The organism is Campylobacter sp. S4:11, from assembly GCF_024723695.1.
Taxonomy (GTDB): Bacteria; Campylobacterota; Campylobacteria; order Campylobacterales; family Campylobacteraceae; genus Campylobacter_D; species Campylobacter_D jejuni_C.
The window spans coordinates 1-25876 of sequence record NZ_JANQDC010000017.1 but is presented as its reverse complement, the minus strand read 5'-3'; the positions used below and the strand labels follow the sequence as shown (position 1 = coordinate 25876).

Below are 25876 nucleotides of genomic sequence, written 5' to 3'. Positions count from 1 at the left end.
TTTTAATGTAGTTCTAACTAATATAACAAAAATAATTCATAAGGAGAAACAATGCTTTCAAAAGAAGTAGTGGCTTTATTAAATGAGCAAATCAATAAAGAAATGTATGCAGCAAATTTGTATTTGAGTATGAGTTCATGGTGTTATGAGCATAGTTTTGATGGTGCTGGAGCATTTTTGTTTGAACATGCAAGAGAAGAAAGTGATCATGCAAGAAAACTCATCACTTATTTAAATGAAACTGATTCTAAAGTAGAATTAAAAGAAGTTAAAAAACCTGATAGTGATTTTAAATCATTGCTTGATGTATTTGAAAAAACTTTCGAGCATGAGCAAAGCATTACTGCTTCTATTAATAATCTTGTGGATTTTATGCTTTCAAGTAAAGATTATTCTACTTTTAATTTCTTGCAATGGTATGTAAGCGAACAACACGAAGAAGAAGCACTTTTTAGAGGTATAGTAGATAAAATCAAACTCATAAGCGATAATGGCAATGGCTTATACATGGTAGATCAATACATTAAAAGCTTAATTAGTAAATAATTTTTTAGCTTCCAAATTTATGGAAGCTAAATATCTTTTAATTTAAAAGAATTCTTGCAAAATAAAAGTAAATTTGCTAAAATACTTTTTATTTAAAAGGATTTTCATGCAAATGAACGAAATTACTGATAAACTTAAATTTATACTCCAAAAAGAAGGTATAAAAAACGCCAAAGATTCTGACGTAGCTAAGATGTTAAATATTAATCCTGACACCTTTTATAGTATGAAATTTAGAAATTCCATACCTTATAAACAAATACTTCATTTTTTAAATGAAAGAAATATCAACATCAATGCATTTTTTTACGAAGACTCTTTTGAGAGTAATACTTTAACACTTGATTTAAACTATAATGTTTTAAAATATTACGATGTTAACGCTTCTATGGGAGGTGGGGCTTTAAATGATAATGTAAGTTTTTCAGAAGTGATTATAGATGAAAAACTAAGTGATTTTTTTGGCTCTAAAGATTGTGATATCATCCCATGTATAGGCGATAGCATGGAGCCTGAAATCAAAGATGATTCTTTATGCTTAGTAGATAAAAGCAAAAGCTTTAAAGAAGGTGGAGTTTTTGCGGTAAATACTCGAGATGGTTTGTTTATCAAACAAATTTTTAAAAGCAATAAAGGTGGAGTTTATCTGCATTCTTTTAATCTAAGCTATGCAGATGTACATTATCAAAATGGCGATTTTTTGATCGTGGGTAAGGTAGTGGGAACTATTAGCAGAATTTAATATACTAAATACTTCTTTTTTGTAGTTAATAATTTTTATTCTTTATATTAATAAAATATTAATTTAAATACAAATTTAAGTTATTTTTTATTAAAAAATAGTCACAATTATACTTTAATAGTTAATAGATAATAAATAAGAGTTTTTTTATCTTTTAACAAACTACATGAAAGGGAAGTTATGAAACACAAATTAGCTAAGGTTGCCACCTATGCCTGCCTAGCTTTAGGCATAAGTTTGAGTTCACAAGCTTTTGCTTCTTCAGAGCCTAGAACCCTTGATGGATATGTAGCTCAAGAAGATGCATTTTTTGACTATCTTTACAAACACCACCCTATTTTTAAATACGAAAAAGAAGGGCGTTTGGTAGGTAAATTTACCCATAGTGATAGAACGGAAAACTGGGTTTTAAATCAAAATGGAGCTAAATTTGCTGCTGAGCACGATTTAAAACAAGCCTCTATTACCTATCGTTTGCCTTATGAATCTTTCTTGGATTTTCCAAATAAATTTGTAGGTCCAAAAAAATGTGGCGAATGTCACCCTGCTCAATATGCTTCTTGGGAACGCTCTCGCCATGCAAAAACCGTGCGTTTTCCGCATGAAATGGAAGAAGTTGGTGGAGCTGAAGGTTTGAAAAAACCTATGTATAATTCTCAAGCTACTATTTTACCTGATGGAATTTATCCAAATGATGTTTATGCTCTTATTGGAACACCAAGAACAAAATATGGTTTTATAGATAGATGGCTTGTGCGTGGAACTTACCATGTTGAAGATGGAAATTTGAGTGATTTAAGTGGTAAATTAACTGCTGGAGGTAATCAATTCTCAAGACTTTGGAGTGAATTTTTAACCCCTGAAATGGCACAAAAAATAGCTACTTTTGCACCTGGTTTTCCTACTAAAATGGAAGATTTTGGAGGAAATGGCTCTCAGGTATGGGGAACAAACTCTTATGCTGCAACTTATAAAGAAAAAGCGGTTTTCCAACCTGCTACTGCATATTGTGAAACCTGTCATACTTTTAAATTTGATTTTAAAAGCAAAGAAGAATTTTATAAAGCACTAGGTAACCCAAAAGAACTTCAAAAACATACCATCTCAAAAGGTATTACTTGTGAGGAATGCCATGGGGCTGGAGCGCATCTTTATGGAGCAAGAGGTGCGGGTATGCCATCAAATTGTGAAAGATGTCATCAAAGATTTTCATACAATGAAACCGATGCTAAAATCAATCCTAGAAAACCTTTCAACGCATATTTTAAATCAAGTTGTCCTGCGTGTGGAACAGAAGGTGCTCAAATGTATTCTTCAGCACACTATGATAAAGGTATGAGATGTAATACTTGTCATGATCCGCATGAAGTAACTTTTAATGATTGGAAAAGTGGTTATACTAAAACAAAACTTAAAAAAACTTGTAAAGATTGCCATGAAACCCAAGCAAGCTTTTTCAAAAAAGGCGGAATTCATGCAAAAGATAGTTGTACAGCTTGTCACATGCCAAATATGATGAGTTGTGAAAACTTTGGAGCGGTTCAAAACCCTGATAAAGGTGGATTTGATAATGTTAGAGCTTCGCATATTTGGAATATCAAAGTAGATAAAACAGCAAAAACACTTAATCCACCAGAAGGCAAAGAAAGATCGCCTAAAGTTGGTGGTTGGACTATAGCCAGAGATGATGAAGGTAGATTTTTCCTTGATTTAATGTGGAGTTGCGGTAGAACTAGTTTTAGTGATATTAATCTAATGGGTCCTGGTGCAAGTGGTTGTCATAGTCCTGTGCAATCAACCTTGCCTGAAAAACTTCACTTTAGCAATCAAGAAATGATTTATGATAAAGTAATGGAGTGGCAAAATCCTGTTAAAGAAGGTTATGAGAAAATTAGAAAAGGTATAGCAAATATTGATAAAACTTTTGCTGAAAAAACAAAACTTTCAGTAGAGCAAAAATCAAAAGTACTAAGCCTAACTAATCAAGCTCAAGCCATAGCTGATAGACTAGAAAAAGATGGTTCTTGGGGTGTTCATGGACCTGCTTATTCTAAGAAAATCATAGAAGAAGCTTTAATTTATATCCAAGAAGCACAAAATATCCTAAATGGTAAATAAAACAAAGGAAGAATGAAGAATTCTTCCTTAAAATAAGGAGCTAGTCTTGAAAAATTTAATCACTCGACTTTTTATTGTCCTTTTTACTCTTTTTACGCCATCAGGATTTATTTTTGCTGAAGCTAATGGAGAAATAGGATCAATAGAAGGTGTAAAAAGCATTAGTTTAGCACAAGCCCAAGAAATGCTAGATCAAAATAATACTTATTTTTTTGATGTCAATTCAGAGCAAGATAGACAAACTAATGGCTATATACCTAATTCCATATCAACCTATGTGGAAAATTGGCAAAATTTATTACCTAATGATAAAAATGCAAATTTAGTATTTTATGGTTTAAATCGTTTTAGATTTGAAGCTTCTCAAGCTGCTGCAGTTGCTATAGAACTTGGTTATAAGAACTCTGTTGTAATGCTTGATGGCATTGAATCATGGGTAACCTCAGGTAGAAAAGTTGAAAAAATAGACACAGTTAAATGGGAAAAAGCTAAGGAAGTTATCGAGTTTAAAGATACTATCCACTCAAGATTTAAATTTAGCAATACCCCATCTTGTCGTGATTGTCATGCTCAAAAAGGTAAAGGCATTAGAGCTGATATTGCAGCAAGTAAAAACTTAATCAATCAAAAATGTGCAACTTGTCATGAAAAAGCAAGTAATGCTTTAGCAAAAAGTGCTCATGGGGTACAAGAGTTCTTACCTGCTCAAGATGCACAAAAGAAAAAAGAAAAACCATCTTGTGCAACTTGTCACTCTGTTCATATCACTCCAAAACATTCAGGAATTTATTCACAAAAACAATTAGTCGATCAAAAGTGCGCGCAATGCCATAAACAAAAAAGCACAACTTTTCATATGACTTTCCATGGTAAAGGTATGGTATTAAGCACACCAGGTGAAACTCCAAGTGTTGCTACTTGTTCTGATTGTCATGGTAAACACAATATATTAAAATCAAGCGAAAGAAACTCAACCCTCTCGCCAATAAACCGTGTTCAAACTTGTAAATCATGCCATCCAAATGCAAATGAAAATTTCGTAAATTGGATGGCACATGCTGATCATAGCGATGGTGAAAAATATCCTGGGTTACATGGTGCTTATATATTCATGACTATTTTGGTGATTTCTGTATTTGTTTTCTTTGGAGCCCATACTATACTTTGGTGCTTGCGTTTAATTGCTATGCGTATAAAATATCCTAAAGAATGGAAAGAAGCAAGAAAAGCAGCGCATGAAGATAAAGTAAGAGTAAGAAGATTTAGTACTTTCCATAGAATTCAACATTTCTTTATGGCAGCTAGCTTTTTGGGTCTTGCATTCTCAGGCTTACCACAAAAATTCTATGATTCAGCGTGGGCTAAACCTATGATTGATTTAATGGGTGGAGATATCATTAACGCAGCAACCATACATCATATTTCAGCTATAGTAATGTTTGCAGTATTTTTCTCTCACATTGGAGAAATCATCATTGTAAATTGGAAACGCCGTGATGTAGCAAGAGATCCAATAACTGGTAAAATAAGCTTTATGAAAGTTTTAAAAGCTACTTTTGGTCCTGATTCTTTAATGCCAAATTGGCAAGATTTTAAAGATATGAAAGATCATTTTAAATGGTTTTTTGGTTTTGGACCAAGACCGCAATTTGACCGCTGGACTTATTGGGAAAAATTTGATTATTTAGCAGTATTTTGGGGTATGTTTATCATTGGTATTTCAGGTCTTATTTTATGGTTTCCTGCTTTCTTTGGTAAATTTTTACCAGGTGAAGCAATCAACTTAGCAACCCTACTTCACTCTGATGAAGCTTTACTTGCTACAGGATTTATTTTTGCAATTCACTTCTTTAATACACATTTTAGAGCAGATCGCTTCCCTATGGATATGGTGATTTTTTCAGGAAGTATTAGTGAAGAAGAGATTAAACAAGAAAGAAGCGTATGGTATAAACGCTTAAAAGAAAGTGGAAAATTAAGCACTTTATATGAAAATAAAAGTAACTTCAAAGCATATCAATGGCTAGCTAAACTTGCAGGATTTGCAATGCTAATCACTGGTTTGGTATTTTTATTTTTAATGCTTTATACTTTCTTTAACACTATCTTATAACCTTATTCGCTATAATAGCGAATAAGGACTTTTCCTAACTTTTTCAAGGATTTTAAATGTTTAAAATAATACTCACACTTAGTTTTTTAAGTATTTTTTTTATAGCTTGTTCTAATGAAGAAAAACTTGATTCTAATTTAATCTCAAGTGGCACACAATTTTCTAAAGAAAATTTGCAAAAAGCAAATGATTTAGATAAAAAATCTTATGAAGAAATAGCTCATTTATTTAAAGATAATGCAAATATAAAAAGTGATGATAAAAACATTTTAATCATTTTCAGTGCAAATCACTGCTTATATTGTGATAAATTAAAAGAAGAAATTAAGAATGATAAAAAAATACAAGAACTTATAAAAGAAAAATATAGCTCTTATTATATAAATATAAGCTATAAAAAAATTCATACATTTTATAAAAACCATAAAAGTGATTTAAGTACAGCTGAACTTTCTAGTATCTATAATATAGTAGCCACCCCTACTATTGTAATTTTAAACAAAAACAGCCAAACTTTGCTAAATTATCCTGGTTTTATTAGCGCAAAAAGATTAAACGCTACAATGGAGTTTTTAAACCAAAAAGAAAATCAAAATTTAGACGAAGCAACCATAGCACAAAAACTTATACATTTTTATAAAGAAAATAATATTTAAAGGTTAAAAATGCAGTATTTTTTTTCTTTTGCAATGAGTTTTTTACTAATGAGCATATATGCTATAGCTTGCGCTGTAGCAACTTTCATAGAAAATGATTTTGGTATTAGCACAGCTAAAGCTTTGATTTATAATAATGCTTGGTTTGATATGTTGCATTTATTACTAGGTTTAAATTTAATCGGAGTGATATTTTATAACAAGCTTTTTCAAAAGAAAAAATACTCTATCTTACTTTTACATTTATCTTTTATAGTGATTTTAATCGGTGCTGGACTTACTAGATATTTTGGCTTAGAAGGTGGAATGCATATAAGAGAAAATCAAAGCTCTAGCACCATAGTTACTAGAGAAGAATTTATAAAAATTACTGATTTTGATACTAATGCTAGTTTTGAATTTCCTATTAGCTTTACCCCGCTAACTCAAAAGCATTTTGAAAAAACTATAGACCTAAATGGCGAAAAATTAATCATAAGCTCTATCAAATATACTCCACAAAAAGATTCTATCACACCTGCTAGCTTAAAATTAAATATTACTTATCAAAAAGCAAATACACAAATAATCTTAAATCCAAATTTTACAAACAAACAAGCAGTGCATTTTAACTTACAAGGAAAAGATTTTACTATCAATTGGGGACCAAGAGAAATTAAGCTTCCTTTTGCATTACACTTAAAAGATTTTATACTAGAGCGTTATTTAGGCTCTATAAGTCCATCTTCTTACACTTCAAAAATTCAAATCATAGATGAGCAAAATAATATTAACTTAGATTATGATATTTTTATGAATAATGTTCTTGATTATGGTGGATATAGATTTTTTCAAAGCTCTTATGATCAAGATGAGCAAGGCACTATACTTTCAGTTAATAAAGATCCTGGTAAAATCCCTACTTATATAGGTTATACTTTATTGATTTTAGGATTTTTATGGGTTTTATTTGATAAAAACTCAAGATTTCATCGTTTAAGTGTTTATTTAAAAAAAGGCCAAAGTTTTATATTGCTTATTTTGCTTTTTGCAAATTTACAAACTCCGCTTTTTGCACAAGAAAATAAAAATGAAATTTTAAATTTACTCTCAAATTTACAAAAGAATTCCTATGAGCATTCTTTAAATTTTGCAAAATTACTTGTGCAAGATCATAATGGTAGAATCAAACCTTTAGATACTTTAGCAATGGAATTTGTTTATAAAATCACTCAAAAAGAAAAATTTTTAAATCTTCACTATGATCAAATTTTTCTAGCAATGATGATTTATCCTAAAGAATTTAGAAAAATCAAAATGATAGCTACCAAAACAAGCAAGCTAAGAGAATTAATAGGCGCAGATATAAATGAAAAATACATAGCATTTGATGATGTGTTTGATAATGGAGTATATAAGCTTAGCAATTATATTGAAGAAGCTAACCGCAAAAAGCCTTCATTAAGAACTAGCTTTGATAAAGATTTGCTAGCCTTAGATGAAAAAATAAATCATGCATATTATATTTATAGCGGTCAAGTTTTGACTATTTTTCCTGATATTAATGAGCAAAGTTTAAAATGGTACTCACCAGTGCAAATTTTACCCTTTGCAAAAGAAGATGTTGAGCGTTTGCAAATGCTTTTAGTTAGCTATTTTTTACAAGTTCGCAATGGTATTGAAAATAATCAATGGCAAGATGCAAATGAAATTTTACAATCTTTAAAAGATTTTCAAAATCACTATGGAAGCAGTGTTTTACCGCCAAAAGAAAGATTAAATCTTGAAATACTACTTAATCATTATAATATCTTTGATAATCTAACTTTTGTTTATATTAGCTTTGCGTTAGTGTTTTTCTTTTTAAGTTTTTATACTATATTAAAAAATATTGCTTTATCTGCCTTTGTATATAGATTTTTTTACATCATTTTAAGCATATGTGTAATCATACATGCACTAGCTTTAATCATTCGTTGGTATGTAGGTGGGCATGCTCCTTGGAGCAATGCTTATGAAAGCATGATTTACATAGCTTTTGCTTGTGCGATAAGTGCTGTGATATTTTTTAGAAAATCACTCTTGGCTTTATGTGGTGCGAGTTTTTTAGCAGGCATTTCGCTTTTTGTAGCTCATCTTGGCTTTATGGATCCTCAAATTGGGAATTTAGTACCTGTTTTAAAATCATATTGGCTTAATATTCATGTTTCAATTATAACAGCAAGCTATGGATTTTTAGCACTTTGTTTTATTATAGGGATTTTAAGTTTAATTCTTTTTGCTTTAAGGGGTAAAAATAAAAATATAGATTTAAACATCACCAAACTACACTGTGTTAATGAAATGTCTATGATAATAGGACTTGCAATGCTCACAATAGGAAATTTTTTAGGCGGAGTTTGGGCTAATGAAAGCTGGGGAAGATATTGGGGTTGGGATCCAAAAGAAACTTGGGCTTTGATTTCCATTGTAGTTTATACTATGGTATTGCACTTAAGATTTATTTTTAAAACTTATTTTATTTTTGTTTTTGCAAGTGCTAGTGTTTTAGCCTTTTATAGTATATTAATGACTTATTTTGGAGTAAATTTTTACCTTTCTGGACTTCATTCTTATGCAAATGGTGATGCTTTTCCTATACCGACTTTTGTGTATATTTTGATTGTACTTAATTTTGTTTTAATTATAAGTGCAGGAAGAAAACGGGATTTAAATACGCCTAGTTTTTAAACTAGGCTTTACTTTTTTCTATTTCTTGAAGTGCTAGAATAAGATCTTTTAAATTTTCATAAGGAACATGAATTTTCCAATCTATTCCATTTTCTTTTTTTAAAGCCACACCTATACTTAAGACATCATTACTTCCTATACCATAAGGATTAGAAAGATTACAAAGACTTATTTCTCCGCTTTTACTGCCATGTAATTCTATAGTTTTAAATATTTTTTTACTCATGTTTATCCCTAAAAGCTGTGATAATTTTTGCTTGAAATTTCAACCAATCTTTTTGAAGCATAATAGGAAAACCACCATAAACCCTAGCACCTTCTAAATTTTTAGTGACCCCACCTCTTGCGGCTATGGTAGCAAAATCTCCTATTTCTAAATGCCCGCTTGTAGCACTTTGTCCACCCATAGTAACATTTTTACCTAAAATACTTGAGCCTGAAATTCCACTTTGAGCCACTATAAGACAATTCTCCCCTACTTCACAATTATGCCCTACTTGAACAAGATTATCAATCTTTGTGCCTTGCTTTATGATAGTGCTTTCAAAAACCGCTCTATCGATAGTCGTGCAAGCTCCAACTTCCACAAAATCTTCTAAAATAACATTCCCATTATGATAAATCTTATAATGCTCGCCATTTTTTGTATGCGCATAACCAAAACCATCACTACCTATAACACAATTTGCCAGTAAATGACATTTTTTACCTATTTTAGTATCATTATAAATCACAACATTTGGATGGATTATAGTATATTCACCTATACTTACATTATCACCTATATAAGCACCTGCCATTATCACCACATGATCAGCTATTTGGACATTTTCGCCTATATAAACATTTGGCATAATCTTGGCACTTTTAGCAATTTTAGAATTTTTCTTTTCACTAGAGATTAAAGGTTTGGCAAAAAGTTTACTTAAAAGCGCAAAAGATAAATGTGGATTATCAACGACTAGCTTAATGCAATCTTTCGAAACTAAATTTTCAAATTCTTTTGAGACTAATATAGCCCCAGCTCCACTACTTGCAATTTTTTTAGAGTTTTTTTCTCCATCACAATAACTAAGTTCAGTAAAACTTGCATTATTTAATGAATTTAAAGCTGTAATTTCTATATCATCTCCACAATATTCTATGCCTAAAAATTTAGCAATTTCACTAATTTTCATTTTACCTCCATTAAAATAGAACCACTTCTAACTACACTAATAGGATTATACTTTTTCATGGTTTTTAAAAAGTTATCGATATTTTTTGCATTATCACTTGCCATTACTATAATAAACTCATCATCACTATAAGTTACACTGCCATTATAAGCTTTTAATATAGCATCTAAGCCCGCAAAATTTTCATTTAAAGCAATCTTTACCAAAGCTGTTTCTTTTTCTATAAAATCACTAGAATCAATCACCTTATAAGTAGGTATGAGTTTATGTAGTTGTTTAATAATTTGCTCAAAAACTTTTTCATCGCCTAGAGTAACGATATTGATCCTTGAGAATTCTTTATCATCAAGTGGTGCAACTGTAAGAGATTCTATATTATAACCACGTCCTGAAAAAAGCCCAACAACGCGTGATAATACCCCATGCTCATTTAATACAATGACAGAAATTACTCTTCTTTTCATTTTTTATCCTTGTTTTTATAGCTAGGTAAAATCATATTATAGATTGCCCCACCTGCAGGCACCATAGGTAATACATCTTCATAACGATCTATAGCTACATTTAAAACACAAGTTTTTTTAGATTCTAAGGCTGCTTTAAAAGCTTTTTGAAATTCTTCTTTATTAAAGACATTATAACCATCACAATGAAAACCTTTAGCAATAGTAACAAAATCAGGTTGACTTGTTAAATCTGTATTAGAAAATCTTTCTTTATAAAACATACTTTGCCATTGTCTTACCATACCTAAAAAAGAATTATTTAAAATGATATTAATCACTTTGATTCCATAGGCACTTGCTGTCATTAGCTCTTGGATATTCATTAAAAAAGAACCATCGCCTACAAAATTTATTACCACTTCTTCACCCACAGCTATTTTAGCTCCAAGTGCAGCCGGTAAAGAATACCCCATAGTTCCTTGTCCACCGCTTGTTGCAAGTTGCCTAGCATAATTAAAAGGATAAAATTGTGCTACCCACATTTGATGCTGTCCTACATCAGTAATTATCCTTGCATCAGGAGCTAATCTAGCACATTCTTCTATAACCCATTGAGGTTTTAAAACTTCATCACTGTCTTTATAGATTAAAGGATATAATTGCTGATATCTTTGTAAAGTTTTAAACCATTCTTGGTATTTTGTATTATCAAAACTTTCTTTTTTTAATTCTTCTAAGGTATCTAAAATAACACTTTTAATATCCCCAACTATAGGAAAATGCGCTTCGATAATTTTAGAAATAGAACTTGGATCTATATCAATATGAACGATTTTTGCACCCTTAGCAAACTCACTTGTTTTACCAGTAATCCTATCATCAAATCTAGCACCCACAGCAATGAGCAAATCACACTCACTTAAAGCAATATTTGCACAATAACTCCCATGCATACCTGCCATTTTTAAATTAAGCTCATCATCACTTCTTAAAGTCCCTAAAGCCATCAAAGTTTCAACTGCAGGAATTTGACAAAAATGAATCAATTCTCTTAATTCATCACTAGCATTAGAAGCTATACAACCTCCACCTAGGTAAAATAAAGGTTTTTGAGCATTTTTAATCAAACTTACTAATTTTTTAATTTGCTTGATATTTCCTTTATAGGTTGGTTTGTAAGTTTTCATAGAAATTTCTTTAGGATAATACCATTTACCTATAGCAGCAGTAACATCTTTAGGTATATCAATATGCACAGGCCCTTTTCTACCTGTTGTTGCAATATAAAAAGCTTCTTTTAAAATTTTAGGTAATTCTTCGATATTTTTTACTAAATAATTATGCTTTACACAAGGTCTTGAAATACCTATAGCATCGATTTCTTGAAAAGCATCTGTTCCTATTAAAGAATTTGCAACTTGAGCTGAAATTAAAACCAAAGGTATAGAATCACTATAAGCAGTGGCTAAACCTGTAACTGTATTAGTAAAACCAGGTCCACTTGTAACTACTGCCACACCAACCTCACCACTCATTCTAGCATAAGCATCAGCACTATGCAAGGCTGCTTGCTCGTGTCTTACTAAAATGTGTTTAAAATGGGTTTGCTTATAAATTTCATCATAAATATTTAAAGCCGCACCACCAGGGTAACCAAAAACTACTTTAACATTTTCTTCTTTTAATGCTTCACAAATCATTTGCGAGCCATTTAGCTCTTTCATTATTTTACCTTTTTGCTTAAAATGGAAAATATTATAACGATAATTTAATAAATATTATTTTATAAGAAGAGTTTCTTGAAAAATCAAGAAACTACTTGTGTTTTTTTAGCGTATTCTATACCTAAATCAAAAGCTTTGGCATTTGCTTCTTTAGTTTTTGCAGGTACCATATCAAGCATAGTTTGTTTTAATGCATCAATATCAATGCATTTGCTCATATAAGCAGCTATAGCTAGAGCAACAACTGATTGAGTAGCTACATTCCCTACTTCTTCTTTAGCTATAGTAATGATAGGAATTTCAAAAATTTTCCATCTAGCATAATCTTCTTTACTTGGATGAACTAAATTTGGTTCTATAACTATAACACCACCATCACAAACACCATCTTTGAAACTATGATAACCTTTATCAGCAGTTGAAAGCATAAAACTAACTTCACCTTCTACTGCATAAGGAAAAAAGATTTCATTTTCATCAATGATAATATCAACCTTAGTTGGCCCACCTCTAACTTGAGAAGTATAAGTAGAAGCTTTAAAAGCATTGCGTCCTTCTTTAATGGCAGTTTTAGCTAAAATTTCACCTGCAGTGATAACCCCTTGTCCACCTTCACCGCAAAATCTTAATTGATATTTCATTTTAATGCTCCTAAATCAACCATTCTTTTTTCTTTTAAAGCTCTTCTAACTTCCTCATAAGCTTCGCAATATTCTGCCTTGCTTTCATCTTGGTGTAAAATTCCTGTAGGGAATTTATCTGCTCTTTGCTCATAATCTAATTGTTCAAATTTAGACTTTTCAACGCAACGATTTTTAATCCAATCAAGCATGCTTACAGCTTCACCCATTTTGTTTTTTCTACCAAGATTAATATGGCAGTTTGAAAATACATCTACAAAACTATAACCTTTGTGAGATAAAGCTTTAAAAATGATATTTTCAAGCTTATTTGCCTCTATAACATTTGTTCTTGCTACAAAAGAAGCCCCAGCAGCTTTAGTAAGTTCACAAGCGTCAAAATTTGGGTCTATATTACCCGCTTGAGCTGTAACAGTGTAAAATCCTTGTGGGGTAGTTGGTGAAGTTTGTGAATTTGTAAGACCATAAATAAAATTATTGATTAAAATATGAGTTAAATCTATATTTCTTCTACATCCATGGATGGTATGATTTCCACCAATTGCTAAAGTATCGCCATCCCCGCTTACTACGATTACATGTTTTTTAGGGTTTGCTAGTTTAATCCCTGTTGCATAAGCAATAGCTCTACCATGGGTAGTATGCACTGTATTGCAATTTACATAAGAACTCATTCTACCACTACAACCTATACCAGAAACCAAGCAAACATCATCCATATTCCAGCCAAGTTTTTGAATAGCTCTAATAATAGCTTTTAAAACAACGCCATCCCCACAACCCCAGCACCATTGTGTTGGAAGTTTATCTACTCTTAAATATTCATCGTAATTAAAAGCCATTTTAAATATTCTCCTTTACTTTAGCAATAATTTCACTTGGGGTTATAGGGCGACCATTTGCACGGTGTAAGCTAATAAAATCATCTCTTTTACTTACTCTTTGAATTTCTTCTAAATATTGCCCCATATTAAGCTCACTTACCATAACTTTTTCAAATTTAGATACCACTTGAGCTATTTTTTTCTCAGCTACCGGATAAAGGGTAATAGGTCTAAAAAGCCCTACTTTTAAACCCTCTTCTCTAAGTCTTAAGATAGCTTCTTTAGCAGATCTTGCAACACTACCATAAGCAATGATTAAAAACTGTGCATCATCACACATAAACTCTTCATAAGTACAAATTTCATCGGTATTATTTTTGATTTTACCAAATAATCTTTTCATATTTTTATCTACTATCGCTCCATCTTCAGTTGGAAAACCTATATCTCCATGATGAAGTCCTGTGATATGATAACGATAACCTTCAAAGAAAGGATTTAACGTAGCAGTTTCATTTTCACCTGCTGCATAAGGTTTATAATCTTTTTTATCGCCTGTGAATTTTTTGCGGTTGATGATTTTTAATTCTTCTAAATCAGGTAATTTTGCCTTACCATTCATATGTCCTATGGTTTCATCTAAAAGTAAAAATACTGGAGTCATATATTTTTCAGCTAGATTAAAAGCTCTAATAGTTTCAGTGTAAGCTTCTTCTAATGAAGCAGGAGCTAAAGCTATACTTGCATAATCTCCGTGTGTTGGAGCTTTTGCTTGAAATAAATCACCCTGTGCAACCCTTGTTGGAAGGCCAGTTGAAGGACCACCTCTCATAACATTTACAATTACTAGTGGAATTTCAGCTATAAAACCCAAACCAATTTGCTCAGCTTTTAAAGAAATTCCGGGCCCACTACTTGCTGTCATGGATTTTACTCCACTCATAGAAGCACCCAAAGCCACGCTAATACCTGAAATTTCATCCTCCATCTGTATAAAAGTACCATCATTTTTTGGTAGCATATGGCTTAGTTCATGCGCTATTTCAGAACTTGGGGTAATTGGATAACCACCAAAAAATTTACAGCCACAATCAATCGCAGCTTTTGCTACTAAAACATTACCTGTTGATATCACTTCTCTCATTGTTTTTCCTATGCGTTTAATTTTTTATATTTATTTTCTTTAATAGCTTGTGCTCTTTCTTTAGCTTTAGGTGTAAGCTTTGCAAATTTAAATTCATCTCTTTTAGCAACAAAAATTGCAAAATCAGGACAATGACTTTCACATTCACTACAGCCTATACAAGAATCAGGATGAACCACTTCTATCATCTGCCCTAAAACTGCACTGATTTCATCTCTCATTGCTAAAACTCCAGCCGGGCAATAACTAACACAAATATTACAAGCTTTACATCTTGCTTCATCAACCCAAACTGGTGTATTTTCTGGGGTTATCATTAATATTCCTTTCAAAATTTATTATTTTTAATGATTTTTTATCAAAAATTATTTTTAAAACAAACTTTTTATTATAGCGAATTTATAGCATGAAATAATATTATTTAATATATAAAGTAAAACAAATAGGTATATATAACGCAAAGTAACATTAGGAGTAAAAAACTCCTAAAAATTATTTATAATTATACTGAATGAGAGAATTTTCTAATGCAATTTGTTCTTGATTGTCTAATTTTAACTCTAAAGTTTCAAGCACTCCATCAAGACTAATCCTTGCCATAACGCCAAAAGCTTTTTCTTTTATACCATATTCTCCATCTAAAATCACACATATTGGTAAAAATTCTCCACTTCTTAAAGCCTCTATCATCCTCACACAAGAACTAGCAGGAGCTAGATAGGCTGAAGTTTTTAAATATTTTATAATTTTAGCACCACCTGTTTTAACCTCTTGTTCTATTTGAATAATATCTTGCTTATTTAAGACTTCACTTAAGGCTTTGTTTTGAACTTTGCTTTGAGATTTTACTAAAACCATACTATCATTGTGAAAACCTATAAGTTTAGTATCTATACAAGAAGTTTTTATGTTTAGTTTTTTACTCACTTCATATTTAAATCTAGCATTATCTAAAACACCCGCCATAGCAATGATTTTTTTTGATGAAAATATTTTACTTTCATAAAGAGCATTGAGTAAAAAATCTACAGGATTACTTACTATGATAAACAAAGGATCATTGTTAAATTTTTTAATATTTTTTGCGCACTCAAGCATTATTTTAGAATTAATAGCAAAAAGCTCATCTCTGCTTTGACCTTCTTTTCTAGCTACTCCCGCACTAAAAATAACCACTTGAGAATTTTTTGAGTGCGCATAATCATCTGTGCAAGTTATTTTAATATCAAAATTAAAAGCAACTATGCTTTGACTTAGTTCTAATTCTCTAGCAAAAAGCAAGTCTTTATTAATATCAATCAATACAAGCTCATCAACTAACTCCCTTAAAATCAAAGCATAAGCAGTACTTACACCAACATTTCCTGCACCTATGATAGTAATTTTCATTTTTACTCCTTTTTGTGTTTATTTCACTAAATTAGCTGGTAATTCAAAAATATTTTTAATTAAATGATAAGGAAGTTGTAAGCTTTGTGCAATAAGTTGAGTTTTAAACTCAGGATTTTCCACTGTTCCGCTTAATTTAATTTGCGTGCTAATTTGCCTATCCTTGCCTAGTATGATTTGATTGATAATAGGAACTTTTGAAATGACTGAACTGGCTGATTTTAGCGTTCTAAGCTCTAATAAACCATCAACTTGACTACTTCTTAAATTGATTTTAGCTTGACCTAAAATATCTGCACTATCGCCATTAAAATTAAGTGCATCTATCTCAAAAAGATCTTTTTTACGGTTAAAACTTATACCAGCATTTTCTACACTAAAACCTTTTTCATTAAAAGTTGGGGCTTTAAACAAAATTAAACTAGGTATGGTATCGATGAAACTTAAAAGTTGCTGATGAAATTTTAAATCTTTTAAATATGTATTTTTAAATAAAAACTTGCCTTTGAAAAAATCAGTGCTATTGCCATCTATATAAAGATTAAATTCACCTTTTTCAAAAATATTTTGATGCATAAAAGTATTTAAAAAATCATCATCCATTTTTAAAGCTCTAACTTGCATTTGATTTTCTTTGAGTAAAAAATCAAATTTAGATTCATCCCTATTTGCCCAAGCTTTTATATAGTTTTTTTTGATTTTAGCATTAAAATGATCAAAGTCTAAAGTTTTATTAAAATCATTTAAAATTAAATCTATATTTTTACCACCAATGTTATAAGTTATATTTTCAAGAGTATCTAGAGTATTTTCTGTGTCTTTTTGTGAAATCAATAAATTAACATTGTTTAAAGTAATATTAATATCATCATTCTCTTTTTGCGCAAAAACACTACCACTTACACTAGTTAAATTAAAATCATCTCCTTTTATTTTTATACTAAAACTATCATACTCATAAGGATTATTATCTTTAGAAAGTAAAAATGATTCAAAAGTAGTATTGTTTATATCTACATCAAAATCTTTAAAATCCAAAGTATTTAATAGCAATTCTCCATCATGCACATTATTCTTTTGCATTAATTTAGAATAAATTTTGTATTTTGCAAGCTTTTCAACATAAACAGACATGCCTTGATCAAAATTTAAAGTTGTGGTAAGTTCTTTATTGTATAAACTAATATTTTTATCAAAATCAAGGCTTAAATCAAGAAATTTATTTTCCATTTTTAAGCTCTCTTGCGGTAATTCTAAGTTTGTTATAAAGGTTTTAAAATCACCTTTTTTCTGCTTCAAATCAACACTTGCATTAAAATCACCATTAATCATGCTACTTTGCACACTTGCATTTTGTATACCTAGCTTATCTTTTTTCAATGTAACATTTGCTTGAACTATCTTAAAATCACTTATATTTATATTTGAGTTAATAATATTAAAACTACCATTATAAGTAATTTTCTCAGGATACTCAAAAGGAATTTTTAATACTAAATCAGTCTTTACAACACCATTATTTTGCAAAAATGGTAATTTTATATCATATAAAAGTAAAATTTTATTAACCCTATAATCAGCTCTAGCATTATCACTTTTAATACGTATATAAATTCCTGCTTTTTCATTTAACATATTGTCTATATAAATTTGACTTTGAGTTAAATCATAACTATTAAAGCGCAATTCATCATAAATAAAATCAAGTCTTTGTTTAGCAAATTCAAGCCTTACAAAAGGACTTACAATAGGATCTATGCCTTTATCTAAAACTACTTTTAAATTATTTACATAACCTTTGGCGCTAATATCATTCAAATAATATCTATGTTTTCCAAAGTCTGCAAAACCGGTTAATTTTTCTATAAAATAAAAATCAGCCTTTACCTTACCACCCACCCAAAGAGCAAGATTAGAAGGCAAATGCACTCCATTTTCTACTAAAATATCAAAAATTTGCGAAATATTATTTGAGCTGATATTTTCTAATTCATAAGCGACCTCTTCTCTTTTGAGTGAAAATTTAACATCACTTTTTAAAAAATCACTATCAATTTTACCTTTAAAAGTATAAAATTTTGTCTTAGGATTGATAAGCAAGGAACCAATTACGCTAAGATTATAATCTTTTAAAAGAAAATTATCAATATTAGCTTGTATATTTTTATCACTAATTTTTAAATTTACTTTTACCAAAAGATTTTTGCTATTTACAAAAAATAGATTATTTTTATAAATTAACTCCACAGGATAGTTATTAACAAGCATTTCATCTATATTAATTTCTTGAAAAAACCAATAAATATATTTTACATCTTTAATAAGCTGCACAGCTTTACTTGCGCTAGTTTCATTTTGAGTGTTTTGACTTTGAGAATTTGCTACGACTTTTTTAGCATTTAAAATGAGTTTTTTATCTAATTTAATATATAATTTCTCCAAATTAATAGAAGAAAATTCTAATTTTTCTATATAAATTCCATTTTTGAGGTAAATAAACAAAGCAATGAAAAGTATCATAGGTAATGCTAAAAATTTAAGAATTTTTTTAATATGTTGTGATTTGATTTTAATTTTTCTTTTATCCATTTTTTACTATCTACTTTTACCCATAAAAACAAACTCTGTAGTTTTTATACCACAAGGTTCTGTTAGCAAGATTATAACGCAATTAGATAAAAATAACTATAAAATGAGCAGTATTGACAAATATACATTATATTTTTTGGGCCATCCGCAATCTGGCTGGATAAATATAGGTACAAAAGAGTTAAATAGAGTTGAATTTTTACATAAGCTTACCGTCGCTAAGGCAGCGCTTGAAACCATTACTTTAATTCCCGGAGAAACGACTGAAATTTTCTTTGAAGAATTAGCACCAAAGTTAAATTTAAACGATAAAACCTTAATGCAAGAATTTTACAAACAAAGTCCTTTTAAAGAAGGTATGCTTTTTCCTGAAACTTATAAAATTCCAAAAGGTATTACAGAAGAGCTTTTAGTAAAATATCTTTTGGCTTATTCTACAAATGAATTTAAAAAACTTTCTTATAAAATTTTTAGAGAATATAATGAAAAAAAATGGCATGAATATATCATTATAGCGTCCATTATACAAAAAGAAGCAGCGAGTAATGAAGAAATGCCTATAGTTTCATCTGTGATTAAAAATCGCTTAAGAAAAGGTATGAAGCTTCAAATGGATGGAACATTAAATTATGGAAAATACTCTCATGAAAAAATCACCCCGCAAAGAATAAGATCAGATAATAGTTCTTATAATACTTATAAATTTAATGGCATACCAAAAGAAGCTGTGTGTAATGTTTCATTTGAAGCTATTAAGGCAGCTATTTTTCCTGCTAAAACAGAATATTTATATTTTGTAAGAGATAAAAAAACCAATAAGCATATTTTTACCTCTACTTTAAAAGATCATAATAAGGCAATAAGAAATTAATTATAAAATTTCTCTTTGCCCTTTTGCATCAGGTTCACTTAAAACACCTGTTTGCGAAAGCTGTTCTATGATATTTGCTGCGCGGTTGTAGCCTATTTTTAAGCGTCTTTGTAAATATGAAATACTAGTTTTTCTATCCTCTAAGATCACAGCCTTTGCTTCTTCATAAAGTTCATCTAAATCCCCATCATCAAATTCACTTCTTTTATAAGCTCCATCTTGACTATCATCTTTTAAAAAACTCTCATCATATTCTACTACTTGTTGAGCTTTTAAAAATTCTACTATATTTTCAATTTCATTTTCACTTGCAAAAGGTGCGTGCAAACGCACTAAACCACTCATACCAGGAGGAGTAAATAGACAATCTCCACGCCCTAGTAAGCTTTCAGCACCCATAGAATCTAAAATAACCTTAGAATCTATCTTTTGCCCTACTTTATAAGAAATTCTACTTGGTAAATTTGCTTTTACAACACCAGTAACAACATCCACTGAAGGGCGTTGCGTAGCTACGATTAAGTGAATTCCACTTGCTCTTGCCATTTGCGCTAAACGACCTATATAAAACTCTACATCCTTACCTGCTGTCATCATTAAATCAGCCAACTCATCAATAATCACTACAATAAATGGTAAGATTTCACCACCTTGCTCTTTGATTTTTTCATTGTAATTTTCTATATTTTTAGTTTTTGCTTCAGCCATCAAACGATACCTGCGTTCCATTTCAGCTACCATATTTGATAAAGCATTTACCGCCTTTTTAGGATCGGTAATTACCGGTGTAAGTAAATGTGGTATATCATTATAAATACTAAATTCAAGCATTTTAGGATCTATCATCATAAGTCTTAAGGTTTTTGGTGAATTTCTATAAAGCAAAGATAAAAGCATAGAGTTAATTCCCACACTTTTACCACTTCCTGTAGTTCCTGCTATTAAAAGATGAGGAAGTTTTTTAAGATCTGTGATGAAAGGATCGCCTACTATATCTTTACCCAAAGCTATAGTTAAAGGTGAGCTAGAATTTTTAAATACCTCGCTTTCTAAAATTTCTCTTAAGTAAATCGTATCGATTTTTTCATTTGGCACTTCAATTCCCACTACATCTTTACCTGGGATTGGAGCTTGAATTCTTATAGTTTGAGCTTTTAAAGCCATAGCTAAATCATCTTGTAATGATAAAATTTTACTTACTTTAACATCTGCTGCTGGACGAAATTCAAAAGTAGTTACAACAGGACCTGTGTAAGTTCTAACTACATCTCCGCCTATTTTAAAGCGTCTTAATTTTTCCAATAAATCATAAATTTTTCTATCAATCTCTTCTTCATTGATCTCACTTTTGCCTTCTTTTGGCATAGTTAAAAAATCCAAAGGCGGTAAAGAAAAATCTTTTGGTTTTTCAAAATTTCCAAAGTCAAGATCTTTTAACAAAGCTTTATTTTCACTCACTTCATTAGCAATAGAATGGTGTGTTTTATTTTCTATTACTTCTATTATAGGCTCTTGGGTAATCTCAAATGGAAATTTTTCATCTTTGACTTCATTTTGCACTTCTTCTACCACAAAAGGATTTTCATAGTTTTTTTTACTTCTTAACTCTTCTATACTAATAGGTTTAGCAAAATCATCTTCACTAAAATCGAGTTCTTTTACTTCATTTTGTGGAATAAAATCCTCATCTTTAAATTCTTTTACCCCTAAAAAGCTAGTTTTATTTTGAATTTTTTTAAACTCAGCTTCTTTTTGTGCTTCTATAGCGTTTAATTCTTCAATTTTTTTAAAATCCTCATTAAGTTCTTCTAAAATTTTTTCTTTTTGTAAAGCTTTATACTCTTCTAGTAATTTAGCTTTTTGTAGCATTTGCTCACGCTCTTTAAGCTCTTTAGCAAACAAAGAATTTTCTTCTATCATTTCTTCTTTGTTTTCATTTAAATCTATATTGCGTCTTTTATAGCTTGGTTCATCTAAATTTTTACTTTTTAAGGTTTGAGTATATATATCTTCACTTTTATTTTTATATTTTGATAAATACTCTTCAGGGGTCATTTCATCTTCCTTTATATTTATTTGACTAGCTTTTTGAGCAAAACTTACAATAGGCTCTGAAAGCTCATGAATATAGCTTGAACTTAACTTTTTATCCTCTTCACTAATTACAACATCTTCTAATTCTTGGTTTTTTAAATCTTCAAGATTAAATTTTTTATTTTCTTTAATTTCTTGCTTTGGCAATTCTTCCTCTTTAACAAGTTCTTCTTTTTCATCTTTAATTAAAAGTTCTTGCTTAAGCTTTTCTTGTTCTTCTTTGGTTTCATTTTCATATTTATCGCCACCAAAAAATCCAAAAATTTTATTTTTAATCAAAGTTTCAAGTTTTAAATAAAAATCAAAATTAAGCTCTATTTTAAATACTTCTTTGATAATTTGTGGAAAAGAAATACTAAAAGCAAAAGCTAAAAGCAAAATCACTAAGATTAAACTTCCTATTTTTCCAAAAAGTCCATCTAAAATCACAAACATAGCAGAAGCTATATAACCTTTATCTTGTAAAAATGCTGAGGCAAAAATAAGCGAAGCAAAAATACAAGCGAAAATGGCCACGCTAAATCTACGCTCAATAAGTTCAAAGTTATAATCATTTTTATATAAAAGATAATTAAACCAAAAAAAGATAAAAGGGTAAAATTTAGTCAATGATCCAAATAAAAAATAACTAAGTTTTGCTAAAGAATACCCTATAATACTTACTAAAGCTTGATCGGGTATCAAAGCACTTAAACAAAAATAAAAAATAAAAATACTAGAAATAACAAAAATAGCTTCTTTTTTTATAATATATCCTTTATAAAGAAAAAAGCTATTATATCAAAAAATTATAAGTAGTTTAATAAACTCATTTGAGAAATTTTAGAAGTAGCAGAAAGCATAGCTTGATAAGATACCATAGTTTGCATAAACTGCATATAAGTTTGCCCATAATCAGCATCAGTTACACCGCTTTTAATAGAAGCCACATTGATATTTAAAAAAGTCATTCTTTTATTTGTCTCTTCTATATTATTAGTGTAAGCTCCTATAGTTGTTTGCATTTTTCTAACATGATCTTGTAAATGATCAATTCTTTCTAAGGCACCTTGCAAACCTGTATTTCTAGGATCACTTCCTTCTGAATCAGCTCTCATATTGCCATTTAAAACAGCATCTATCATCTCGTCTAAGTCTTTAATCAAATCAATATTTGGATCATCGATTGTTAAAGAATTATTTGCACTAAACACAAATCCAGAACCATTACTTACTTCTCCTGCTGGCGGAAAACCACTGTTTGAATTTGAATCTTTTAAAGTAAGACCTATATTTGTATTAGTTGAAAATTTATCAGTAATACTTATACGACCCTTATAATCCATACTAACTTCTACAAAATCTTTAGAATTATTTATATTTTGTTGAATAGTTTGAAAATCGCCATTATTGATCGTTCCATTTGGATTTGCATTAATTGTGGTAGTTGGTACATTATCACTTGCAAACATGCTTATAATATCATTTAACTGACCATAAGTAATATCTTCAGGTTTTGTTTGCATACCTACTGAAGTACCAGTTGCTTCGTTATATTGAGAATGAGTAATAGGGAAACTTATAGTTTGAGTAGGATCATTTGGATCAGGATAACTTACCGTTGAATTTTCTAAATCAATAGTTACATTGTATTTTTGACCACTTTTAGAAGTGATTTCCATTTGAAGTTGCTGACCTCTCATATCACCGTTAGCATTCGCTAAAACTTCACTTAATTTGGTGCTATCAGTAGCATATTCACTAGTACCTTTAATCACTTGAGAAACATTACCAAAAACAGTATTGCCATCTTTTTCAAAAGGCACATCAAAATCAGCCCCATTGGTTTTATTACCATTAATATTACTTTTAATAAAATCTGTTTTATGTATATCTACAGTAAATTGCTCGCCATTTATCTCAATAGTAACTGGACTCTTAGCATTATTTAAATCTCCATTATGAGAAGCTTCCATAATACGATTAGTCACTTCATCCATACTAATGCCCTCAGCGGCAGCAGCTTCACTTAAAGCTTTTATTTGATCTGCATCCTCAAGCTGCGGTGTCATAGCAACTGCATGAAAATCTAAAGAGCTATTACCCTCTTGTAAATTTTTAATTTCTATTTGACCACTATCATTCATAGTTACTTCAACAACTTTGTTTGCATCCGTGTTGCCATACAATTTACCAATATTTTCTAAAACATCACCTATTTTATCTTCAGGTCCTATATTAATAGTTGCCTTAAAGCTTGTTCCATCAGGTCTAACACCTTGAATATACATTGATGAGCTTGGAAAAGGTAGTTTACTATCTGCATAATCAAAATCTTTATCAGGGTCAAGTCCACCATTTTTCACATAATTTTGGCCTATAAGATAAGAAAATTTAGATTCTTCATCTAGATAATTCACAGTTTCAGGATAGGTTCCTGTATTATATCTCCCATCTATCATAGATACATTTGTGGAAATAATCTTACTAATATTTGAATCAGGTTTAAAAAATAAATCCCAACCAGGTATATTATAAGGAATTTGAGTTCCAGCACCACTTACTACGAAAATATTATCTTTGTTACCAGTATAATTTCCATATTTATCAAAAGGTTTTGTAGCTGTATTAGATCCTGCAAATAAATATTGACCGTTAATACTAGTATTTGCAATATTTACAATAGAATCTCTTATAAGTTCAAGCTCTTTTGCAATAGCTTCTCTTGAAGTTTGAGAATTTCCATCACTAGAAGCTTTTACCAAAAGTGTTTTAAATTTTTCCAAAAGCTCGGTGATGTTTTTTAAAGCTGTATCTGTATTTTTTGCCATTTCTTGTGCTGCTTGCGTTCCTTGAATAATCTGACCTATATTTGCCATTTCATATTCTAATCGTGAGCCATTAATATAAATATTTGCATTTTCCCAAGAGTGCTGAATAAGCTGACCTGTTTGCAATTGCAAATTATATTTATTAAGTAAAGACTGACCATCTGTGTAATTTTGTATAGAAGTGTAGTAATTATACTGATTGCTAATTCTCATTATTTTGCTCCGCAAATAAAATTTTTTAATTATTTACAAGCAAAAAAAGTTCCAAATTTTAATGATATTTTAATTTTCTATATAAATATTTTTATATTGTTTTAATTTTTTTTTAGTATAATTTCACATTCTATATTTTTAATTTAAAATCTTAAAAAGCCCGAGTGGTGAAACTGGTAGACGCGCCAGACTCAAAATCTGGTAAGGGCAACCTTGTGTCGGTTCGAGTCCGACCTCGGGCACCATTTGTTTTTTACTCCCAAATGTTATTTTACAATAAATTATCTTTAAAATCCTATATTTAAGGGATTATATAAACATTCTTTTTTATTCTATTTTGTTATTTTTTGTGTTAAAATATTGCAAAAAAAGTGGGTTACTTTTAAAAAAGTGGGCTACTAAATGGGTTACTTTTTACAATAATACAAAGAATAAAAATGGCAAAAATTAATAAACTTACAGATAGTTTCTTAAAAAGCGTAAAATGCGATAATGGTAAAAAATTTATAAAATTTAGCGATCCCAGTATAAAAGGATTATATGTTTTTGTTTATCCTAGTGGTAGAAAACTATTTAAAACAAGACAAGCTAATGATACTTATATAACACTTGGAGAATATCCCTTGCTTTCCCTAGCAGAGCTTAGAGAAATAGCTATAAATTCACACAAACTAAAAGCCAAGGGTCAAAACATAAGCAATGCAAAAAGATTGAAATTTGGCGTATTATATGATGAAGTATTAGAAAATGCAAGAAAGAGTAATTTAGCAGCGAAAACAATCCAAAGAGGACTAAGCTACAAAGAAGGTATTTTTAAATCTTTAGAATATAAAAATATTAATGATATAAAAAGAGTAGATATTGTTAATATTTTAAAGACCATAGAGCATAAAAGCGCTACGCTTCAAAAAGCAAAGATATGGATAAACCTAGTTACATTACCCAAACTTTAAAATATCTCTCTTGTATTGCTTTTAAAACCTTGCTATTTTTTCACAAATCAATTACAAAGTTTTTATTTTCATCAACAAACCACACCTGCTAAATCTATCATTTACCTACTTCAACC

The 25876-nt window shown here is 30.0% G+C and carries 19 protein-coding genes, 1 tRNA gene and 1 pseudogene; 9 read left to right on the top strand and 12 right to left on the bottom strand.

The window, feature by feature from the left end:
- Positions 1-51: 51 nt before the first annotated feature.
- The 6 genes from ftnA to ccsA all read left to right on the top strand — a co-directional run bounded on the left by ftnA (position 52) and on the right by ccsA (position 8884).
- Positions 52-546, top strand: a complete 495-nt coding sequence (ftnA, locus tag CAMP5053_RS06545; RefSeq protein WP_337217519.1) for a non-heme ferritin — start codon at positions 52-54, stop codon at positions 544-546.
- Between the two features lie 106 nt (positions 547-652).
- Complete coding sequence (locus tag CAMP5053_RS06540) at positions 653-1288, top strand: S24 family peptidase (RefSeq protein WP_337217518.1); 636 nt, start codon at positions 653-655, stop codon at positions 1286-1288.
- Between the two features lie 180 nt (positions 1289-1468).
- Positions 1469-3406, top strand: a complete 1938-nt coding sequence (locus CAMP5053_RS06535) for a multiheme c-type cytochrome (protein WP_337217517.1) — start codon at positions 1469-1471, stop codon at positions 3404-3406.
- Positions 3407-3452: 46 nt separating this feature from the next.
- Entirely contained in the window at positions 3453-5519 is a 2067-nt protein-coding gene (locus CAMP5053_RS06530; RefSeq protein WP_214100484.1) for a rhodanese-like domain-containing protein, read from the top strand.
- Positions 5520-5575: 56 nt separating this feature from the next.
- Positions 5576-6175, top strand: a complete 600-nt coding sequence (locus CAMP5053_RS06525) for a SoxW family protein (protein ID WP_214126309.1) — start codon at positions 5576-5578, stop codon at positions 6173-6175.
- Positions 6176-6184: 9 nt separating this feature from the next.
- A complete protein-coding gene (gene ccsA, locus CAMP5053_RS06520; protein WP_337217516.1) occupies positions 6185-8884 on the top strand; it encodes a cytochrome c biogenesis protein in 2700 nt (899 codons plus the stop codon).
- Between the two features lies 1 nt (position 8885).
- Here the strand turns inward: ccsA and CAMP5053_RS06515 are convergent, their stop codons facing one another.
- The 10 genes from CAMP5053_RS06515 to CAMP5053_RS06470 form a co-directional block, all read right to left on the bottom strand.
- On the bottom strand, positions 8886-9110 hold the full coding sequence (locus CAMP5053_RS06515) for a hypothetical protein (protein WP_087700046.1): 225 nt from the start codon (positions 9108-9110) through the stop codon (positions 8886-8888).
- On the bottom strand, positions 9103-10062 hold the full coding sequence (gene lpxD, locus CAMP5053_RS06510) for a UDP-3-O-(3-hydroxymyristoyl)glucosamine N-acyltransferase (protein ID WP_039628355.1): 960 nt from the start codon (positions 10060-10062) through the stop codon (positions 9103-9105). The genes CAMP5053_RS06515 and lpxD overlap by 8 nt, the downstream gene beginning before the upstream one ends.
- Entirely contained in the window at positions 10059-10526 is a 468-nt protein-coding gene (ilvN, locus tag CAMP5053_RS06505; RefSeq protein WP_039628356.1) for an acetolactate synthase small subunit, read from the bottom strand. Before ilvN ends, lpxD begins: the two co-directional genes overlap by 4 nt.
- On the bottom strand, positions 10523-12232 hold the full coding sequence (locus tag CAMP5053_RS06500) for an acetolactate synthase large subunit (protein WP_337217515.1): 1710 nt from the start codon (positions 12230-12232) through the stop codon (positions 10523-10525). Before CAMP5053_RS06500 ends, ilvN begins: the two co-directional genes overlap by 4 nt.
- An 83-nt stretch (positions 12233-12315) precedes the next feature.
- Positions 12316-12873, bottom strand: a complete 558-nt coding sequence (locus CAMP5053_RS06495; protein ID WP_337217514.1) for a 2-oxoacid:acceptor oxidoreductase family protein — start codon at positions 12871-12873, stop codon at positions 12316-12318.
- On the bottom strand, positions 12870-13715 hold the full coding sequence (locus CAMP5053_RS06490; RefSeq protein ID WP_087700040.1) for a 2-oxoglutarate ferredoxin oxidoreductase subunit beta: 846 nt from the start codon (positions 13713-13715) through the stop codon (positions 12870-12872). Before CAMP5053_RS06490 ends, CAMP5053_RS06495 begins: the two co-directional genes overlap by 4 nt.
- Before the next feature lies 1 nt (position 13716).
- Positions 13717-14841 carry a 2-oxoglutarate synthase subunit alpha gene (locus tag CAMP5053_RS06485; protein WP_337217513.1) on the bottom strand — a complete coding sequence of 375 codons (1125 nt, stop codon included), beginning with the start codon at positions 14839-14841 and terminating at the stop codon, positions 13717-13719.
- A gap of 8 nt (positions 14842-14849) precedes the next feature.
- Positions 14850-15158 (bottom strand): 4Fe-4S binding protein, encoded by a 309-nt coding sequence (locus CAMP5053_RS06480; RefSeq protein WP_442863259.1) that lies wholly within the window; start codon positions 15156-15158, stop codon positions 14850-14852.
- 175 nt (positions 15159-15333) lie between these two features.
- Positions 15334-16230 carry a malate dehydrogenase gene (locus CAMP5053_RS06475; RefSeq protein ID WP_214100490.1) on the bottom strand — a complete coding sequence of 299 codons (897 nt, stop codon included), beginning with the start codon at positions 16228-16230 and terminating at the stop codon, positions 15334-15336.
- A gap of 18 nt (positions 16231-16248) precedes the next feature.
- Positions 16249-18750 carry a YhdP family protein gene (locus CAMP5053_RS06470; RefSeq protein ID WP_337217512.1) on the bottom strand — a complete coding sequence of 834 codons (2502 nt, stop codon included), beginning with the start codon at positions 18748-18750 and terminating at the stop codon, positions 16249-16251.
- On the opposite strand from CAMP5053_RS06470, the gene mltG reads away from it, so the two are divergent.
- The gene (gene mltG, locus CAMP5053_RS06465; RefSeq protein ID WP_337217511.1) at positions 18737-19690 is read left to right on the top strand and encodes an endolytic transglycosylase MltG; all 954 of its coding nucleotides are present in this window, start codon (positions 18737-18739) and stop codon (positions 19688-19690) included. The genes CAMP5053_RS06470 and mltG overlap by 14 nt on opposite strands.
- Here mltG and CAMP5053_RS08660 read toward each other — a convergent pair.
- Positions 19691-21211: pseudogene (locus tag CAMP5053_RS08660) on the bottom strand (DNA translocase FtsK); the annotation flags it as partial. It lies immediately after the preceding gene.
- A gap of 1361 nt (positions 21212-22572) precedes the next feature.
- Positions 22573-24807, bottom strand: a complete 2235-nt coding sequence (gene flgL / locus CAMP5053_RS06455; RefSeq protein ID WP_337217510.1) for a flagellar hook-associated protein FlgL — start codon at positions 24805-24807, stop codon at positions 22573-22575.
- Positions 24808-24965: 158 nt separating this feature from the next.
- On the opposite strand from flgL, the gene CAMP5053_RS06450 reads away from it, so the two are divergent.
- A tRNA-Leu gene (locus tag CAMP5053_RS06450) sits at positions 24966-25052 on the top strand.
- A gap of 192 nt (positions 25053-25244) precedes the next feature.
- Positions 25245-25760 (top strand): Arm DNA-binding domain-containing protein, encoded by a 516-nt coding sequence (locus CAMP5053_RS06445; RefSeq protein WP_337217509.1) that lies wholly within the window; start codon positions 25245-25247, stop codon positions 25758-25760.
- Positions 25761-25876 lie beyond the last annotated feature (116 nt).

Bases quoted from the DNA above. Each gene is read 5' to 3' on its own strand.
- ftnA (WP_337217519.1), top strand. From the start codon at position 52: ATGCTTTCAAAAGAAGTAGTGGCTTTATTAAATGAGCAAATCAATAAA.
- CAMP5053_RS06540 (WP_337217518.1), top strand. From the start codon at position 653: ATGCAAATGAACGAAATTACTGATAAACTTAAATTTATACTCCAAAAA.
- CAMP5053_RS06535 (WP_337217517.1), top strand. From the start codon at position 1,469: ATGAAACACAAATTAGCTAAGGTTGCCACCTATGCCTGCCTAGCTTTA.
- CAMP5053_RS06525 (WP_214126309.1), top strand. From the start codon at position 5,576: ATGTTTAAAATAATACTCACACTTAGTTTTTTAAGTATTTTTTTTATA.
- ccsA (WP_337217516.1), top strand. From the start codon at position 6,185: ATGCAGTATTTTTTTTCTTTTGCAATGAGTTTTTTACTAATGAGCATA.
- CAMP5053_RS06515 (WP_087700046.1), bottom strand. From the start codon at position 9,110: ATGAGTAAAAAAATATTTAAAACTATAGAATTACATGGCAGTAAAAGC.
- lpxD (WP_039628355.1), bottom strand. From the start codon at position 10,062: ATGAAAATTAGTGAAATTGCTAAATTTTTAGGCATAGAATATTGTGGA.
- ilvN (WP_039628356.1), bottom strand. From the start codon at position 10,526: ATGAAAAGAAGAGTAATTTCTGTCATTGTATTAAATGAGCATGGGGTA.
- CAMP5053_RS06500 (WP_337217515.1), bottom strand. From the start codon at position 12,232: ATGAAAGAGCTAAATGGCTCGCAAATGATTTGTGAAGCATTAAAAGAA.
- CAMP5053_RS06495 (WP_337217514.1), bottom strand. From the start codon at position 12,873: ATGAAATATCAATTAAGATTTTGCGGTGAAGGTGGACAAGGGGTTATC.
- CAMP5053_RS06490 (WP_087700040.1), bottom strand. From the start codon at position 13,715: ATGGCTTTTAATTACGATGAATATTTAAGAGTAGATAAACTTCCAACA.
- CAMP5053_RS06485 (WP_337217513.1), bottom strand. From the start codon at position 14,841: ATGAGAGAAGTGATATCAACAGGTAATGTTTTAGTAGCAAAAGCTGCG.
- CAMP5053_RS06480 (WP_442863259.1), bottom strand. From the start codon at position 15,158: ATGATAACCCCAGAAAATACACCAGTTTGGGTTGATGAAGCAAGATGT.
- CAMP5053_RS06475 (WP_214100490.1), bottom strand. From the start codon at position 16,230: ATGAAAATTACTATCATAGGTGCAGGAAATGTTGGTGTAAGTACTGCT.
- mltG (WP_337217511.1), top strand. From the start codon at position 18,737: ATGAAAAGTATCATAGGTAATGCTAAAAATTTAAGAATTTTTTTAATA.
- CAMP5053_RS06470 (WP_337217512.1), bottom strand. From the start codon at position 18,750: ATGATACTTTTCATTGCTTTGTTTATTTACCTCAAAAATGGAATTTAT.
- flgL (WP_337217510.1), bottom strand. From the start codon at position 24,807: ATGAGAATTAGCAATCAGTATAATTACTACACTTCTATACAAAATTAC.
- CAMP5053_RS06445 (WP_337217509.1), top strand. From the start codon at position 25,245: ATGGCAAAAATTAATAAACTTACAGATAGTTTCTTAAAAAGCGTAAAA.